The following is a 15,684-nucleotide window of genomic DNA, read 5'->3' as shown; positions in this document are numbered from 1 at the left end:
GTCTAAACTATATTTAAATTATGTAAATTATAATAAGCACTTAATTTAAATATAGTTTTTTATCATCACTAAGCAAGCTAATTTTTTAGAACAATGCGGTCACGTCCTGAGTTTTTCGCTTGGTACAAAGCTTCGTCTGCACGGTCAAAGGCTCCTTGCATTGAATCGCCTTCTTTTAACTGTGTTGCACCAAACGAGATAGTAATCGTTACTGCTTTTTGTTTAAATTTAAATGGAATTGCCTTAACGGAACGCCTTAGTTTTTCGAGCGGTACCGAAATTTGTTCTAACTTGCTATGGGGCATAATAAGTACAAATTCTTCACCACCAAAGCGAGCGATAAAGTCGGTAACACGAATGGCTTTTTTGAGTGCTTTAGCCACTACTTGCAAGGTTTTATCACCAGCGCTATGACCGTAATTATCATTAATTGCTTTAAAATGATCGATATCTGCAACCACAATACACAGGTCGTGGTGGTCGCGCTTAAAAGTGTTGTACTCAAGAGCAAAGCGTTCATCAAACGCGGCACGATTTGGCAGTTGCGTCAGGCTATCTTGTAAACTCTTGAAACGTTGCTCGGCTAGACGCTCTTGATATTGCTCGGTTTCTTTCTCGAGTTTATTAACACGCTCACCCATTTCTTTTAACGTAGCGACCAGCTCTTCTCGTTCTTGTTGTTCTAGCTTCTCTTTATTAGCGAGATCAACCGTTAACGATTCCATTTTTTCGGAAATAAGCTGTTTTAGCGTGGTAATATTTTGCGCTTCATCAACATCTTGGCTAATGGTGTGCATTTTGTGCTGAATTTGCGCGTTTAAATCTTCCATTTGCGAGTTTATTTGGCTAGAGCGTTTTACTGACTCCATTAAACTCGCTTGCAATAAACTTAGCGTTTCATTGATTGCAAATAAGAACTTCTGTGCAGACGCACGTTCTTGAGAAATTGTTTCAACAATAATTCGAATAATTTCGACGCAACAATCCAGTAGTACAGGTAAACTAAATTCCTGTGACACTTTTTGTTTTATTGAATCAATGCGTTTACCACTTTCGCCTTCAAACGCTAATTCACTGAGTAAATTTTGTAACTCTTGCGCAAGCTCTGCAGATTCTACGATGGCGTCGCTACCGTCTGCTTGGTGTTTTTTCTCTAACACCGCATGATAAATTTCTACAAGGCGCGTTAATACTGGAATAAACTCGGTGGTTGCTTTTACATTTTCTAAATCACTTGTCAGTAAAATGCGAAGATTGCGACGTAAGTCGTCAGGCAATCCTTTTTGGCGCTGAAGCTTTCTGCCAGCGGAGTCGACGCTTTGGTGTAACGCCTTTAGATTGGTTTCTGCGCGAGTGGCTTGCTCTTTAAATAGTTTCGAGATCTCTTCAAGTAGCGGGACTAACTGTTCGTAATCAACACCTTTTTGAATCGTACTGCGATACTTTGCTAAGCGATTATCTAATTCAAGGTCTAAACCTTTGCAAACTAACGATAGTTTGGCGATGAATTGAGTTAAATAGTCAACTTGTACTTTATAAGCATGTTCGAGTTGTTTACGCCCTTTGATTGCTGAGTCTAACTTTGTGCGTAGAATACTAACTTGCTGAGACACCGTAATTTTTACCTATTTCTTTTGAGCAGTTGAAGTTTATCTCAATGCGCTGTCAATTTCGAGTCAAAATATGCTTATACTAAAGCATAGTTGCTTTTTAAGAATTAGTTCTTATTCGATTAAATACATAAAATTTAAATAGTTAGCTGAGCTATTGTTGTGATGATTTGGATTAAGGTTTTGAATCTTCTAAGGTATAGCGATTTTGTTGCAAGTTGATTGTTGTTAATTTAATGATAATCACACTAAGCGGTTATAATCATTTTGTTACATCATGGTTACTCAATTATTCATAACGTTACATATAGAATATAAACAGTAGACGGCTACCTCAGATGCTGGTATTAAAAAGTTAAAATTGCTAGGGTTACGTAATTTTCTACTTTGCTTAATGGTATTATGAAACGTTTTATTCCTGCTTTTCTTCCGTTTATTGCGGCGTCATTATTTTATACAAGTCCGGTATTTGCCAAGGTTGATTATCAACTAACGATTGCACAAGGTGAACATCATTTAGGTAATGTCAGCGCCGAGTTTCCGAGTGGTTCAGAACAATTAATCGTAAAATTACCTTCGTGGCGTACTGGCCGTTATGAATTACTGGATATGGCGAATGGCATTCGTTTATTCAGCGCACAAGACGAAAGTGGAAAAGCGTTAAATTGGCAAAAAATTGATTCTAACTCTTGGCAGATTAGCACCACCCCTAATCAAAAAGTAAAAATCAGCTATCAAGTTTACGCAAACGAGTTAGGCATGCGTTCACGTCATATCGATGATAGCCATGCATTTATCGATGCATCAGGCTTTTTTATGTTTTCAGAAGCCTATCGTAACCAAAAGGTGACTGTGGACTTAAACGTACCATCTGATTGGCGCAGTGTATCTGGCATGGATAATGGTGAGCACGCACATCAATTCGTCGCCGATAATTACGATATTCTTGTTGATTCCCCCATTGAAACCGGTATTAACAAGCTATTCAAATGGCAAGTAGATGGTCGCGACTATGAGCTTGTTGTATGGGGTGAGGGTAACTACGACACTGATAAAATGATTACTGACCTTAAAAAGTTAGTTAAAACAGGTTCAGATATTTGGCACGCCTACCCATATAAACGTTACGTTTTTATGGTACATGCGACCAGTGGTGCAAGAGGTGCGACAGAACATCTCAACTCAACCATCATCCAACGTCAGCGTGATTCTTTTCGTGAAAGAGATGATTACATAGGATTTATTACCACCGCTTCTCACGAATTTGTTCACACTTGGAATGTAAAAGGGTATCGCCCACAAGGCTTAACGCCTTACAACTATACAGACCATAATTACACAGATTTACTCTGGGTAGCGGAAGGCTCAACCAGCTATTTTGACGACTTATTGTTAATTCGTGGTGATATTATTACGTTGAAAGAATACTTTAAGGGTTTGTCTAAAAACATTAATAAACACCTTGCGCGCCCTGGTCGTGAAATCCAATCGGCATCTGAAACCAGCTTTGATAAATGGATAAATCAAGGGGGCGACCATGATACTAACTTTTCGACCAATATTTACAGTGAAGGTGCGTTGTTATCGTGGGCGCTAGATGTAAAACTTATTTCAGATAGTAATGGTAAAGTCAGTTATCGCGATGTACATCGCACGCTTTATAAAGATTTTGCCTTGCCAAAAGGATTCACTAGCGGCGATGTAAAAGCGATTTTAAAGGCGGTATCGGGCAACGATTACACTGCGTGGTGGCAACAAAATATTGATAGCCCCGCAATGCTTAATTTTGATGACATGCTAAACACAGTTGGCCTTAAGTTTGATTATCCAAAAAGTGTAAGCTTTGCTGCAAGTGCTGATTTAAATGGTGATTATAAAGATGGCCAAGTATTTATAAATAAAGTTAAGCGCGAAGGAAGCGCATGGAAAGCAGGATTAACTACTAGCGATATTATTGTTGCGATTAACGGTCAGCGAATTAGCGAACCATTTGATAAGTACCTGAAACGCTTTAAGCCAGGACAATCAATTGATATCAGTTATTTTAGACGTGACACCTTACATTCAACTAAATTATTACTGAGTGAAAAAGCGAGTAGCCCTAAGGTTATTAGTTTAGTTAAAAAACCGTCTCGCAAACAAAAAGCATTGTTTAAAGCGTGGTTAGGTGTCGATTACCCTAAGAGCTTATAACTTACGATAAAATGGCGCGCTCAACCAGTGTTGAGCGCGCCACTTTAATCTTTAATAAACCATTCCTGTTATTATTCATTTCCACTAAACGCGCTTAGTCAATAACGCATTGAAAAATTGTTGTTTACTTTGACAACATTACACTCAAAAATAACACGACTCAATTACACCCTAAGGAATAGTCGTGTTTAAAAATATACTTAAGCCAGCGCTTTTATTGATGGTATTTGTTAGTGTTTCTGCTTTTTCAAAGGATTATAGTAGCCTTTATAAAAAGCTCGATAAATCTGTCGTTATTATTTATTCAGACAGCCAAGAAGTAAGAGCTGAAGACGACAAGTTAGTGACCAAAACTGCGAGCAGCTTGGGCTCAGGCACGCTGATAAATCAACAAGGTTTAATATTAACCGCGGCGCACGTAGTAAATAGTGCAGATGAACTTACGGTTACGGTAAAAGAACGCGGTACTTACAAAGCAAAAGTATTGGCTAGTTTTGAAGCTGCGGATATTGCATTAATTAAATTGATCAGCAACGAAACTGATTTTCCGTTTGTAAAACTGGGGGATTCAAATAAAGCTGAAATTGGTAATGAGGTGTTTGTTATTGGCACGCCTTATGGGTTAGAACACACATTAACAGTAGGGCACTTCAGTGGTAAACGCATTTATCAGCGCCCTGGATTTAATAAGATTGAGTTTATTCAAACAGACGCTGCAATAAACCAAGGTAATTCCGGTGGCCCGTTATTTTTAGAAAATGGTGAATTAATTGGTGTTGTCAGCTATATCCAATCTCATTCTGGCGGTAACGAAGGTCTCGGTTTTGCAGCAAGCACTGCAATGGTTAAAGATATTTTAATCGCGCAACCTATGGTGTGGTTTGGTTTTGAATACACATTTTTAACACCGGTAATGGCGGCTGCATTAAATATTCCGCAACGAGCAGGGTTATTAGTTGAAAAAGTAACTACGCAAAGTTTTGCGGAAAAACTCGGGCTTAAAGGCGGAATAGTGCCAGCCATTATCGATAACAACCCAATTATCTTAGGGGGTGATGTTGTTTTGTCGATTGGCCCGCATATATTAACGGGTGAAGAACAAAATTATCTTAATATTCTAAATTATATGCGTTCACTGAAAGGTGGCGATAAAGTAACGTTTAAAGTGTTGCGCTTAGGTCATGAAATAGAACTTGAAGCAGCATTACCAAATTTAAAAATTAAACTTATGTAAAACATTAAGCTCAAAGTTAAAAATAAAATTAGCACCTTAGTATCGTAAAGGTGCTAATTATTACCTTAATTAACAAGTTGATATCGAACGCGCTACAAATAAAAAAGAATATTTAACCCTTTCTTTTCAGGTAGCTTATACTTATGATAACGTCACATTAAAAGGAGTTTAATAATGGCAAAATCACAAGGCAAAGGATCTGTTCATAAAGACATCATATTGTACTTTATTCTTGTACTGGCAATCGCCGCAATTCCAATCTTATATTTTCAATTTATTTAGTAAGCGGTATCAACACGCACGGTATTTGACTGTAGATAAACGATTCTTACCGTTGACCCTTTGCTAAATTGCATGTGGCTGTCGTAATCTTGTATTACCATAACGCGTTGTTTATCTTCAGTTAAAATCATCATTTCAATCAACTTTACAGTGCGCTGTCGGTAATTCGGAACATTATTTTTAGCAATCGACGCGCCAATGATTGAGCCCAGTATGGTTGCGGCAACTTGACCGCTGCCATCACCAAATTGATTACCAATAACACCGCCGATAAGTGCTCCACCAAAGTGTTTCCAACCAGCTGATTTATCGCGTATCAATTCAGTATCAGTAATATGGCGAACAGTCTCTACTTTGCCATAAACCACTTTTTCTACGGGAACCGCTTTGTTACGCTCATAACCAAGGGTTTGAAAACTTACTATAGCTAAAACGAGTGTCGAAATTATGACAAAAATGCGCATATTCATAGCATTACCAACCTACACGTTTTTTCTCACGATTTTTACGGATCTCTGTTTCATCAGCCCATTCAACTAAGCCAGTTTTAAGGTCCATTAATCGCATGGTGAATTTATAATAAACATCTTGTTTGTCTTTGTTGAATTTTACAATGCTTGAAAGATTGCCATATAACATATATTCAGCGCCAACATGCTGGCCAAAAGCAATCGCCTTACTTTGATCCACCATGCCTCCATCTTGCTGAAACGTCAATTGCTCACGGGCTGCTTCAACACGTGCCATATCAACAAAACGCACGCTTCCAGAGCGTAATAGTTTAGTTGAGATAGAGTCTGTAATTGATTCTGTATCTATGTGTTCGCTGGTTTTGTTCTTGATACGTTCAACGAAAAAGATAGGTCTGCCATTTTGACTAAACTCTTTCATTGCAGCAGAAACCAATAGCGAATCCGTCATTTCAGCCGCAACTTTTTGTAAGTCGGTTGAACCAAAACCAATGTCGACTGTTTCTACTTCTGTTGCATCGCCATATGTCACCACTTCTCGGTTTGCACACCCACTAATCGCTAACGTGGTTAATAGGCTTAATGTAAGTAAACTGTTTTTCATAGTAATTCCTTAATATTTTTCGCACAGAGGTTATGTACTAAAAGCGATAAATTGTTTCGTTGATTTCGCGTACATACAAACGAAATTTCACAACGTCTTTTGTTGGTGCAATTGCACCTAAATTTACAACTTGATGACCGTGAAGTGGCAATGACTTCCACGGCTCTTTACCTTGCTCAATTACAAAGCCGTCTTTATCAAACCAATTAAAATGGTACTGCAGGTTTTGCGTTTTTTTATAGCTGCTGGTTAATTCTAAATTTACGTCAAGCAGGCCATTAGTTGTACGCGTGAGTACATTTGAAATGACTAATCGTTTTGCAAGTGTTGGATTATCAACTTTTAAATGCGCCTGCCAATTATCGTTTGCTGTGATCTGTTCGGTTCCTGTTCCAGATGTGACGGGCTTGCCGGCACAACCTTGTAACAACGCAAAGAAAATTAAAATGCCAATTATGTTTTTCATATTCATCACCTATATCGTATAAACCGTTGTATTTAATGTCGAACCTAGATTAACGACCTTAATCAAAACGGATTTGTTACCATCTGTTGAAAACGAAACGGGATGTGTTATCCCATTTAAATTTATCGAAAGCGTATGCTCACCGCTTGTAAGATACGTTTTTACAATTTGATAATTATTCGCAAGCGTTAACCACGAGCGAGTATCTGCACGCTCGCTAGCAAGGTTGTAAAGTGTTGCGATTATATTGCCAACATCACCGCCGTTGCGCGCGGCGCTTTTTCTAAATTGCTCTTTTGCGATTAGCCGTGTTATTTGCCTTGCAACGATTCCGGGCATACGCTCCTTTAAATCTTTTGCCGCAAGGGCTGACAATTTAACGATTGTTTCGCTTTGTAATGTTTGTTCGCCAATATTAATAGATAGAGGTGCTGCGTATTCATGGTTATTTGCATAACTTGGTAATGCAACACTATAAAAACGAATATCATCGCGGGATGTAAATATTGGCAAATCGATACGTGCTTCTGTTTTTTCAGGAATTAAGCCTTGCTCTATTAACACAAGCACTGGCACTTGGTTATTCTTCGTTTGGGGAAAATCAGCATTAAATCGCGATTTGAAATAGTTATATTCGTCATCAAAGCCAAGGTACTTAGCTAAACGCAAAATATCTTGCTGTAAATAGGTGTTTTCAGAATATATATCGATTGCACGTTTGTAATCGATATAAGCGGCATTGTATTCACCCGTAGCTTCGTATAAAAACCCTGACAAATAAAACGTAAACGCATTTTGAAAGCCATTTTTAACCGAGCCAATCATATCGTCCATAGTTGGATAGCGGCTGTATAGGTCGTTTAAATCTAACGATGTTTTTGCTGCTGCTTTTTCTAATTCGTTTTGATTTTTTTTAAGTGCCTGTTGCTGTACTAAATTAGCGCGTCTAACTTCAACTAACGCACCTTCTATATTTTTTAAAGCGACATAGTTAAGCGATTGCAGCGTGTGCACCATAGTTTGTTCAAAGTAGGGAACCCGGTAGTCTCTTACATTGTCATTAGTTAAAAACGACGCCGTTGTTTGCAATCCTTCACTGATTTCAATATTTGCTGCAAAATTTTGTTTATCAATCTGATGCAGGGCGTTTTCGAATGCAACTTTGCTGTCTGTGTAATTTTCAGAGAGTTGTGACACCCTTGCATTTTCAAGCTGACCTAGCGTATTAGATACGTTATTTGCTGAATGTGTTGGTAGCAAACTTGCGGCTTGTTGCATGTTTGCGCTCTGTAATGCGTTACGCGCAGGGGTGAGTTGTTCAGTGTAGTTGGAAAATAGCTGTCCGCTGGTTATGCTGCTACAAGCAGACAAAAACACCAGTGCACATGTAATAATTGAAGCATGAAATACTAAACGCAAATTTCACCTAACAGCCATATTCATTAAATTAAATTCATATACAGTATGAGCGTCTAAATAGTTTATTTCACGTTTTATGTTGTTGAAATTTGTAAGTGATTAATAACAAAAAAGCCATGCAATGCATGGCTTTTTGTGGAGCTAACCTTAATTAGTTAAACGTCGGCATTGAACGCTCATCTCTTCTTGGTCTGCTTTTCTTTTTAAATGTTTTAATAGAACGATCGTCGTTGCTACGCTCACGTTTACGAGGTGGACGCTTACCACGATTTTCAGAATCGTATTGACCCGTTGCACCTTCAACAATGCTTGGGTTAATTTTATGACGACGAATTGTCACGTTCTTTAATTTTTCAAAACCTTGGCTAGGCAACGTTTTTGGTAATTCAACGTGGCAGTGGTTATCAAACAGTTTGATATTACCGATTTCACGAGAATTAATACGTACTTCATTAGCAATTGCGCCAACGATGTCACTTGGTTTAACACCTTGTGCACGACCAACTGCAAATTTATAGGTAGCGAAATCACCTGGATTACGACGTTCACGACCGCCTTCACGACGACCATCTCTGCCACCGCGCTCACGGCCACCTTCACGACGACCATCACGTGCGCCACGCTTATCTACCGGATCCGCTTGTGGGAATAGTGGTAGTTTTTGCTGTAGTTGATACAACATTGCAGCTGCTAATTGTTCCGTTGTAATTTCACTTTCTTCAGTGAACTTTGCAAGTACCTCAGTGTATTTTTCAAGGTTCGGGCTTGCTGCAACGCTTAGTAGCTTTTCTTTTGTTTTTTCAATGCGGTGCTTGCTTAATTGGCTTGCATCGGGCATTTCGAATGGCGTGATCTGACCTTCAGTTGCACGTTCTAGACGGTTAAGAAGGCGCATTTCACGGTGTGATGCAAATAAAATCGCTTCACCTTCACGACCGGCACGACCAGTACGACCGATACGGTGAACATATGATTCACTATCAAATGGTAAGTCGTAGTTAATTACGTGGCTGATACGTGGTACGTCAAGACCACGCGCTACAACATCGGTTGCAATTAGAATGTGAATACGACCATTTTTAAGTTGGTCAACGATGCGTTCACGGTCTTGCTGCTGCATATCACCATTTAGTGCTGCTGCCTTGAAGCCTTTGTTTACAAGGTGCTCGGCTAGCGTCAAGGTGTCGTTACGAGTACGTACGAAAACAATCATTGCGTCGTAATCAACAACTTCTGCAATACGCTCAAGACCTGCTGTTTTACCAATAGCACCTACACGCCATGCACGTTGGGTGATGTTAGCTTTTGCTTGTTTTTCAACAGCAATTTTAACGTGAACAGGATCAGTTAAGAACTGAGACGTAATTTTTTTAATAGGTGCTGGCATAGTTGCAGAGAAGAACGCCATCTGCGTATCTTCTGGTACATGGTCTAAGATCCATTCGATATCGTCTAAGAAACCCATGTTAAGCATTTCGTCTGCTTCATCTAATACACATGCTTTTAGGTTGTCTAGGTTTAAACGACCTTTTTCAATGTGGTCCATCATACGACCTGGTGTACCTACAACAATTTGTGGGCCACGTTTTAGATCGCGGTTTTGGATAGTATAAGATTGGCCACCGTAAACAGTCGCAATATTTAAGCCGCGAATGTTTTTAGCGAAATCTGTAATTGCTTCTGCTACCTGAATAGCAAGCTCACGTGTAGGACATACCACTAACATTTGTGGTGCGTTTAGGTTTGCATCTAGGCGTGCTAGTAGTGGTAAACCAAATGCTGCAGTTTTACCTGTACCTGTTTGCGCTTCACCTAGTACATCTTTACCTGCTAATAATGCCGGAATTGACTGTTGTTGGATTGGAGTTGGCTCTACAAAACCGAGTTCTGTAATTGCACTTAGAATAGGGGTAGGAAGGTTTAGTTCTTCGAATAAAATTTTGTCGTTTGACATCTACTACTCAACTTTTTTGCGGCTTTCGCCTAAATAAGATACACGGAGGTAGAGGCCAAAATGTAGAAATATACATGGCAGCATATAGCACCCAAATAGCGTTAGCTATTTTAGTTATGTTTGGTCTTTACCTCGTCACACAGTTAACGCGTAATTTAGCGTTCATTCCGACGATTGGCTGATAAAGTCCCAAAACACAGCGCTTGCCGGAGTTGGTGCACTATACAGTAATATACTGCCAATGCAAGTAATTTAGCGGTTTCGCGTTGATTTTTTAAAATTGATCAGTTCATTATTTAACCACTCATTACTGTTAACAGCTTCTTTATTAGGACATTTTATCTTATAGGCTATACCCGTCCACGCGCTTTTAGTTGCGAGATTTTTAATAAAGGATTTCCCGTTTTGTGCGTATGATTTTCCATTATTATATTTTAATGTTAGGTGCTCAGCGGCACGTTTCGCAGAATGGGAAACGCCGTTACGTATAAACAAACAATCGCTTTGTTTTATCTCGTTTATTAAAAATTTCACCTCAAGCGGCATTGCTCCGTGGGCAAACGAAGATAAACATAATAGTAATGTACTTAGTTTAATGTTTATTTTATAGGTCATTGAATTCAAGCTCCGCAACAACAAAGGCATGATCCGATAAAGTGTCTTCAACATTGTAATATGACTTAATATTAAAGTGTTTAGATACCATTATCCAATCCAGTCTTTTTGAGCCAAAGGTATTTAGTTTATTTGACTGTGCGTTATAAATACGTAAGCCATAGTTATCTGATAAGGTTTTAACGATTGAATTTTGCCAACGCCAATCGGTATTAAAGTCGCCCATAATTATAATTGGGGCGTCCAAATTTTTAAGTGTGGTTAGAAGTTCCTTAATTTGCTTATTACGTACTGATGCTCTCGAGAAATCTAAATGCAAAGAAACCAGAATGATATCTTGAGTTTGCTTATTTAAATTAACCTTAGCGTAACTAAAGCCCTTATTAGTTGTAGGCCAACTTGGGGCAAACGTAATGCCATCACAATTTATAAGCTGAAGTTTAGAAAAAAGCGCGGTTCCATAGTCTCCCCACCAGGCTTTTACATGACTCGTAGAAACGTAATTTTGAAAATTTGTTCGTTTTAATAAGTAATCCACATGACTAAATTGACCACTCCACCAAGAGGCTTTGTCTATTTCTTGAAACGCAACAATATCGGGATTAATTTGATTCACCTTTGTCGCAATCGCGTTTAAATTTGTTTTAATCTGCTCAATTGAACTGGTTATCTGAGAGAAATTAGTACCGCGCCCGTGGGCGATGTTGGCGCTCATTACCGTAACTGTATTTTTCTGAGTATGTGAGGCAGAGCGAGTGTTATCACAATAACTACTGGCTGCAACATTTAAACACCAGACGCTTATCATCAAAATGGTTAACTTAAATACTTTTTGCAAATTGGTCACCTTTAGCTTGCTAATTTCATCGTTAATATGAAAACAGCTTGTTAATGATGTGAGCTTAATGATCACTGAGTTAGTTTAATTTGTAGACAGTTTGGTTTTAGCTATATTTTCCATTGTTAAACTAAATTTAGTGTATATAATTCGCTCAAAATTCATTTAGGAGCTATATTATGCTTAAGTTCATTTCAGTACTTACTCTCACTATGTCGTCATTTGCCTTTGCAAGCAACGATGTGTCTAAAGATACATTCTATACTTCTGTATGTAATGTAGCCAAAACGAATGGATTTCAAGCTGCTAAAGCATTTGCAAAAGAGCAGGGCGTATTTATCAGTGAACATTATTCAGATATTGCGTGTAATGGCGTTTCACTTAAAACCTTTGCTAAAACGCAAAAAGAAAATCAAAACTCAACGCAAGAGTTTAATTTAGTAGATGATAGTGACGCGACGCAATTATGTGCAAAAGCGGCTAAGCTTGGTGTTAAAGCGGTTGCGAAGCGAAGCAAGAATGTTAAAGCACTTACGTGTAATGGCATGCCAGTCACTGAGTTTGTGAAAAGCATTAATACTGCAAGCTAAAGTAAAATTGTATTTAATTAAAAAAGGTGTGATTTTTAATCACACCTTTTTTTGTATTAATTCGCTAAGAACTCAGCGCGAGTATTGCTATTGGTTTTGAAATCGCCACCTAATGCAGTGGTTGATGTTTCAGACGTGGCATCCATTACACCACGGCTTTTAACACAATAGTGAGTTGCGTTAATTGATACTGCGACATTGTCAGTTTCAAGCAGAGCTTGTAAAGCAATGAGTATTTGCTGTGTTAATCGCTCTTGTACTTGAGGGCGCTTAGCAAAAAAGCGCACAATACGATTGATTTTAGACAGACCGATGATCTTTTCATTTGGAATATAAGCGACCTTGGCGTAACCATCGATGGTAACAAAATGATGCTCGCAGGTACTCGTTAGTGAAATGTTATTCACTTTAACCATTTCATCTACTTGCATTTTATTTTCAATTAACGCAATTTTTGGAAAGGTTTCGTAATCAAGCCCCGAAAAAATCTCATGCACATACATTTTTGCAATGCGATGTGGCGTTTCGGCTAGGCTATCATCATTAAGATCAAGCCCAAGTGTATCAACAACTTCTGTAAATAAGCCTTTTAGTTTGTCATATTTTTGTTCTGAACTAAGGCCTACGTCTTTGAGAGGTGTTTCTAACCCCTTAGCAATAAGCGCTTCTTTTACAAGAGTGGCTTCTTTGGAAATCATGTTACTTCCTAAATATGGCTGAACGATAGCCAGTGACCTCAATCAATAGTAATTGAGATGATTAACGACGCATTTAAAGGGGTATATTGTAGAGATTTTGCCAAAATTCACAATCATAAAAATGAATTCTATATTTCAAAACAACCACTTTGCTTAATTTATACACTGCCACTTATTTGGCAATACGCTATTAACACTTCATAAATAGTTTATTTTCTAATACCTATATCTAATTTACACACACAAATGTATTTAACGCTAAAACTAGTAAAGTGAAAATAAGTAGGGTAGTTTTGTAGAATCTATGAATAAATAGTCAGTGCTTATTATGAAATTACTTGCGTTACTCTCTGTAGTAATTCTGTTTGTTTTGTTACTCAATCTCTTTGGAAAATTCTTAGCTAAGAAAGCGGGCAAAAATAAATAGGAATTTAAATTCGCTTCTTGGTAGAATAACTTCACGATTAGTAAAGAAGTACATACTATGGATTTAGTTCAGTCCCTTTTTAATTATGCTTGGCAGATTGTTGTTTACTTATTTCTGCTTTGGCTCGTTTATTATTTCTTTACTAATACCTCTCGTACCACCAAGGTATCCGTTACCTTAGCATCAGCACTTATTATCGCAGTAGGCGTAAGCACCGGCATGTTAGAAAGCCAATTCAACAATATTGATGCTGCGTCTGAACAACACATTAAGCATATCAAAGCGATACAAGAAACTTACGACTCTTAGTCATCCAGTACATTTGAATTATCAACAAAGCTTTTTAACGTTTTATACAACACGTTTTTATCAATTGGCTTAGCGATGTGGCTATTGAAGCCGATGCGGTGATAGTTCAATACATCGTTTTTCATCACATTTGCCGTTATCGCAATGATTGGAACATCGGCATTTTCGCTTTTTATACGACGACACGCTTCCATGCCATCCATTTTTGGCATTTGAATATCCATTAAAATTAAATCGGGTGATAACGCTGTAAATTGTTCTACTGCATCAGCGCCGTTAGTGACAAAGTGAAGTGTTGCATTAGTTGCCTCCATCATAGCTTTGATAATAACGGTGTTAAGTGCGTTATCTTCCGCGATTAAAATTGATAGATGCTTTAAATCGGGTGGGGTAATTGTTTGCTCTTCACTCACCAGCGTATTTTTTTTGCTTTGCGCTAATGGTAAAAACACAGATATCTGCGTACCTTGGTTAATGGTGCTTGTTGCGCTGATTTCCCCTCCCATTATAGTAACAAGGCTTTTTGTAATTGCCATTCCTAAACCGGTGCCACCAAACTTGCGGGTAATACTCGAATCGGCTTGGGTAAATCGTTCAAAAAGTTGAAATAAAGCGTCTTCACTCATGCCTATCCCTGTATCGGTTACCACAAAACTCACGCCGTTAATGTTATGTAATTGTTTGCGGCAAACAGACACCGTAACACCACCGGTTTCAGTAAATTTCACTGCGTTTGACGTTAAATTAAGTAAGATTTGACCGACACGAACCGGATCGCCAATCCATAAATCGCTGATGTTTTTATCTTTTTCTATGGTAAATGAAATGCGTTTTTCGGTCGCTAACGGTAAAACGTTAGACGACAAACTTTCCAAAACGTCAACCAAAGAAAAATCAACCTGTTCAATATTGATCCGTTTGGCTTCAATTTTAGAAAAATCCAAAATATCATTAATAATGGTCAATAAAGCTCTACAAGAAAACAACGCCTTTGAAGCTAAGTCGATGTTTTTACCTTGTTTTAAATTCCCTTGTAGTAATTGCAATGCTCCCATAATGCCATTCAACGGTGTTCTAATTTCATGACTCATATTTGCAAGAAAATCGGATTTAACGCGCGCGCCCTCCAAAGCTTTGTTTGTTAGTTCGTGTTCTTTATTATTTGCCGATATTAATTTAATAAAATAAATAGCGAACAAACAAAGAAAAATCACAATACTGGCAATATGAACGCTATAGGCCAAAGAAAAGTGGTTGTTAATTAATTTTCCTTCCTTTGTTAAACGAGATTTAAGTTCACTATCAAACTGTGCAAGCGCTTTAAGTGCGGGTAAATCATCAACTTTAACAACCGCATCAATTTGTTCACTGGTTTTACCTTGGCTAACCATAACTAAAACGACATTTAGCTTTTGTTCGTAGGCATTAACCGTTTTGCTAATGATATTAATTGACTCAGGTGTATACTGATTAAACTGCTTAAGCCTTTCTAAAGTAGACTTTATGTCTTGTAGGTTTTGATTAAGTAATGGCAGGTAACGATCAACGTCTTTACGTAATACTAAATTTTTAAAATTATGAATGAATCCGCCGTATCCCATTTTTTGCATAAGCTTGTCATGTAATGAGTATACTTGCTGTGCATCAGTTGAATACAAACGCCATTGCTTATCAACCTGACTATAAAAATACAGTGAGACGAATGTAAGCGCGATAGCAGTTACAATAACCGCAATTGTGTATATGCTGAGTAATTGACGTTGTTTTTTTATGTCACTCATGTAAAACGTAATTTATAAAATAATTTATTCTTTATATAGTTAAGAACATAATTCGAAAATTGCACTAAAGAATTGGTATAGGTTGATAAGCAATGGCGTCACACCTAAAAGCCCATAATGTACGGTATGTATAAAAAAGGGAATAGCAATATTCCCTTTATATTTTAATAAGTTATAGATAGATACCAAAATGA

14 protein-coding genes are annotated in these 15,684 nt (G+C 37.9%); 4 read left to right on the top strand and 10 right to left on the bottom strand.

All coding sequences use genetic code 11. From position 1 onward, the window contains the following. Positions 1 to 77: 77 nt before the first annotated feature. Positions 78 to 1,613, bottom strand: coding sequence for a GGDEF domain-containing protein (locus tag AC2IOM_RS14980; protein WP_486360248.1), 1,536 nt, complete (start codon positions 1,611 to 1,613; stop codon positions 78 to 80). Positions 1,614 to 2,012: 399 nt separating this feature from the next. Between AC2IOM_RS14980 and AC2IOM_RS14975 the strand changes: the two genes are divergently transcribed. Both AC2IOM_RS14975 and AC2IOM_RS14970 read left to right on the top strand, forming a co-directional pair. After that, a complete protein-coding gene (locus AC2IOM_RS14975) occupies positions 2,013 to 3,803 on the top strand; it encodes a M61 family metallopeptidase (protein WP_486360247.1) in 1,791 nt (596 codons plus the stop codon). Between the two features lie 184 nt (positions 3,804 to 3,987). Next, entirely contained in the window at positions 3,988 to 5,037 is a 1,050-nt protein-coding gene (locus tag AC2IOM_RS14970; protein ID WP_486360246.1) for a S1C family serine protease, read from the top strand. Positions 5,038 to 5,315: 278 nt separating this feature from the next. Here the strand turns inward: AC2IOM_RS14970 and AC2IOM_RS14965 are convergent, their stop codons facing one another. From AC2IOM_RS14965 to AC2IOM_RS14935, 7 genes are all read right to left on the bottom strand, one after another. After that, positions 5,316 to 5,783: an outer membrane lipoprotein gene (locus AC2IOM_RS14965; protein WP_486360687.1), complete on the bottom strand. Its 468-nt coding sequence runs from the start codon at positions 5,781 to 5,783 to the stop codon at positions 5,316 to 5,318. 10 nt (positions 5,784 to 5,793) lie between these two features. Next, positions 5,794 to 6,393 carry a penicillin-binding protein activator LpoB gene (gene lpoB, locus AC2IOM_RS14960; protein WP_010559160.1) on the bottom strand — a complete coding sequence of 200 codons (600 nt, stop codon included), beginning with the start codon at positions 6,391 to 6,393 and terminating at the stop codon, positions 5,794 to 5,796. A 37-nt stretch (positions 6,394 to 6,430) separates the two neighbouring features. Beyond that, positions 6,431 to 6,859 (bottom strand): YcfL family putative periplasmic lipoprotein, encoded by a 429-nt coding sequence (locus tag AC2IOM_RS14955; protein WP_105172898.1) that lies wholly within the window; start codon positions 6,857 to 6,859, stop codon positions 6,431 to 6,433. 9 nt (positions 6,860 to 6,868) lie between these two features. Continuing rightward, positions 6,869 to 8,278 carry a COG3014 family protein gene (locus tag AC2IOM_RS14950; RefSeq protein ID WP_486360245.1) on the bottom strand — a complete coding sequence of 470 codons (1,410 nt, stop codon included), beginning with the start codon at positions 8,276 to 8,278 and terminating at the stop codon, positions 6,869 to 6,871. Positions 8,279 to 8,429: 151 nt separating this feature from the next. Then, positions 8,430 to 10,232, bottom strand: a complete 1,803-nt coding sequence (locus AC2IOM_RS14945) for a DEAD/DEAH box helicase (RefSeq protein ID WP_100915200.1) — start codon at positions 10,230 to 10,232, stop codon at positions 8,430 to 8,432. A gap of 252 nt (positions 10,233 to 10,484) precedes the next feature. After that, on the bottom strand, positions 10,485 to 10,847 hold the full coding sequence (locus AC2IOM_RS14940; RefSeq protein WP_486360244.1) for a DUF5329 family protein: 363 nt from the start codon (positions 10,845 to 10,847) through the stop codon (positions 10,485 to 10,487). Next, positions 10,837 to 11,685, bottom strand: a complete 849-nt coding sequence (locus AC2IOM_RS14935) for an endonuclease/exonuclease/phosphatase family protein (RefSeq protein ID WP_486360243.1) — start codon at positions 11,683 to 11,685, stop codon at positions 10,837 to 10,839. The genes AC2IOM_RS14940 and AC2IOM_RS14935 overlap by 11 nt, the downstream gene beginning before the upstream one ends. A gap of 179 nt (positions 11,686 to 11,864) precedes the next feature. On the opposite strand from AC2IOM_RS14935, the gene AC2IOM_RS14930 reads away from it, so the two are divergent. After that, entirely contained in the window at positions 11,865 to 12,275 is a 411-nt protein-coding gene (locus AC2IOM_RS14930; protein WP_486360242.1) for a hypothetical protein, read from the top strand. Positions 12,276 to 12,331: 56 nt separating this feature from the next. On the opposite strand, the gene folE is transcribed toward AC2IOM_RS14930, so the two are convergent. Further along, positions 12,332 to 12,973 (bottom strand): GTP cyclohydrolase I FolE, encoded by a 642-nt coding sequence (folE, locus tag AC2IOM_RS14925; RefSeq protein ID WP_054978838.1) that lies wholly within the window; start codon positions 12,971 to 12,973, stop codon positions 12,332 to 12,334. Positions 12,974 to 13,457: 484 nt separating this feature from the next. On the opposite strand from folE, the gene AC2IOM_RS14920 reads away from it, so the two are divergent. Continuing rightward, complete coding sequence (locus tag AC2IOM_RS14920; RefSeq protein WP_100915196.1) at positions 13,458 to 13,709, top strand: hypothetical protein; 252 nt, start codon at positions 13,458 to 13,460, stop codon at positions 13,707 to 13,709. Here AC2IOM_RS14920 and AC2IOM_RS14915 read toward each other — a convergent pair. Next, positions 13,706 to 15,490, bottom strand: coding sequence for an ATP-binding protein (locus tag AC2IOM_RS14915; RefSeq protein ID WP_486360241.1), 1,785 nt, complete (start codon positions 15,488 to 15,490; stop codon positions 13,706 to 13,708). The genes AC2IOM_RS14920 and AC2IOM_RS14915 overlap by 4 nt on opposite strands. Positions 15,491 to 15,684 lie beyond the last annotated feature (194 nt).

It is taken from the genome of Pseudoalteromonas sp. NS-SX12 (assembly GCF_057367955.1).
Note: the sequence above shows the minus strand (reverse complement) of the source record. Positions and strands in the feature narration are given on the sequence as shown.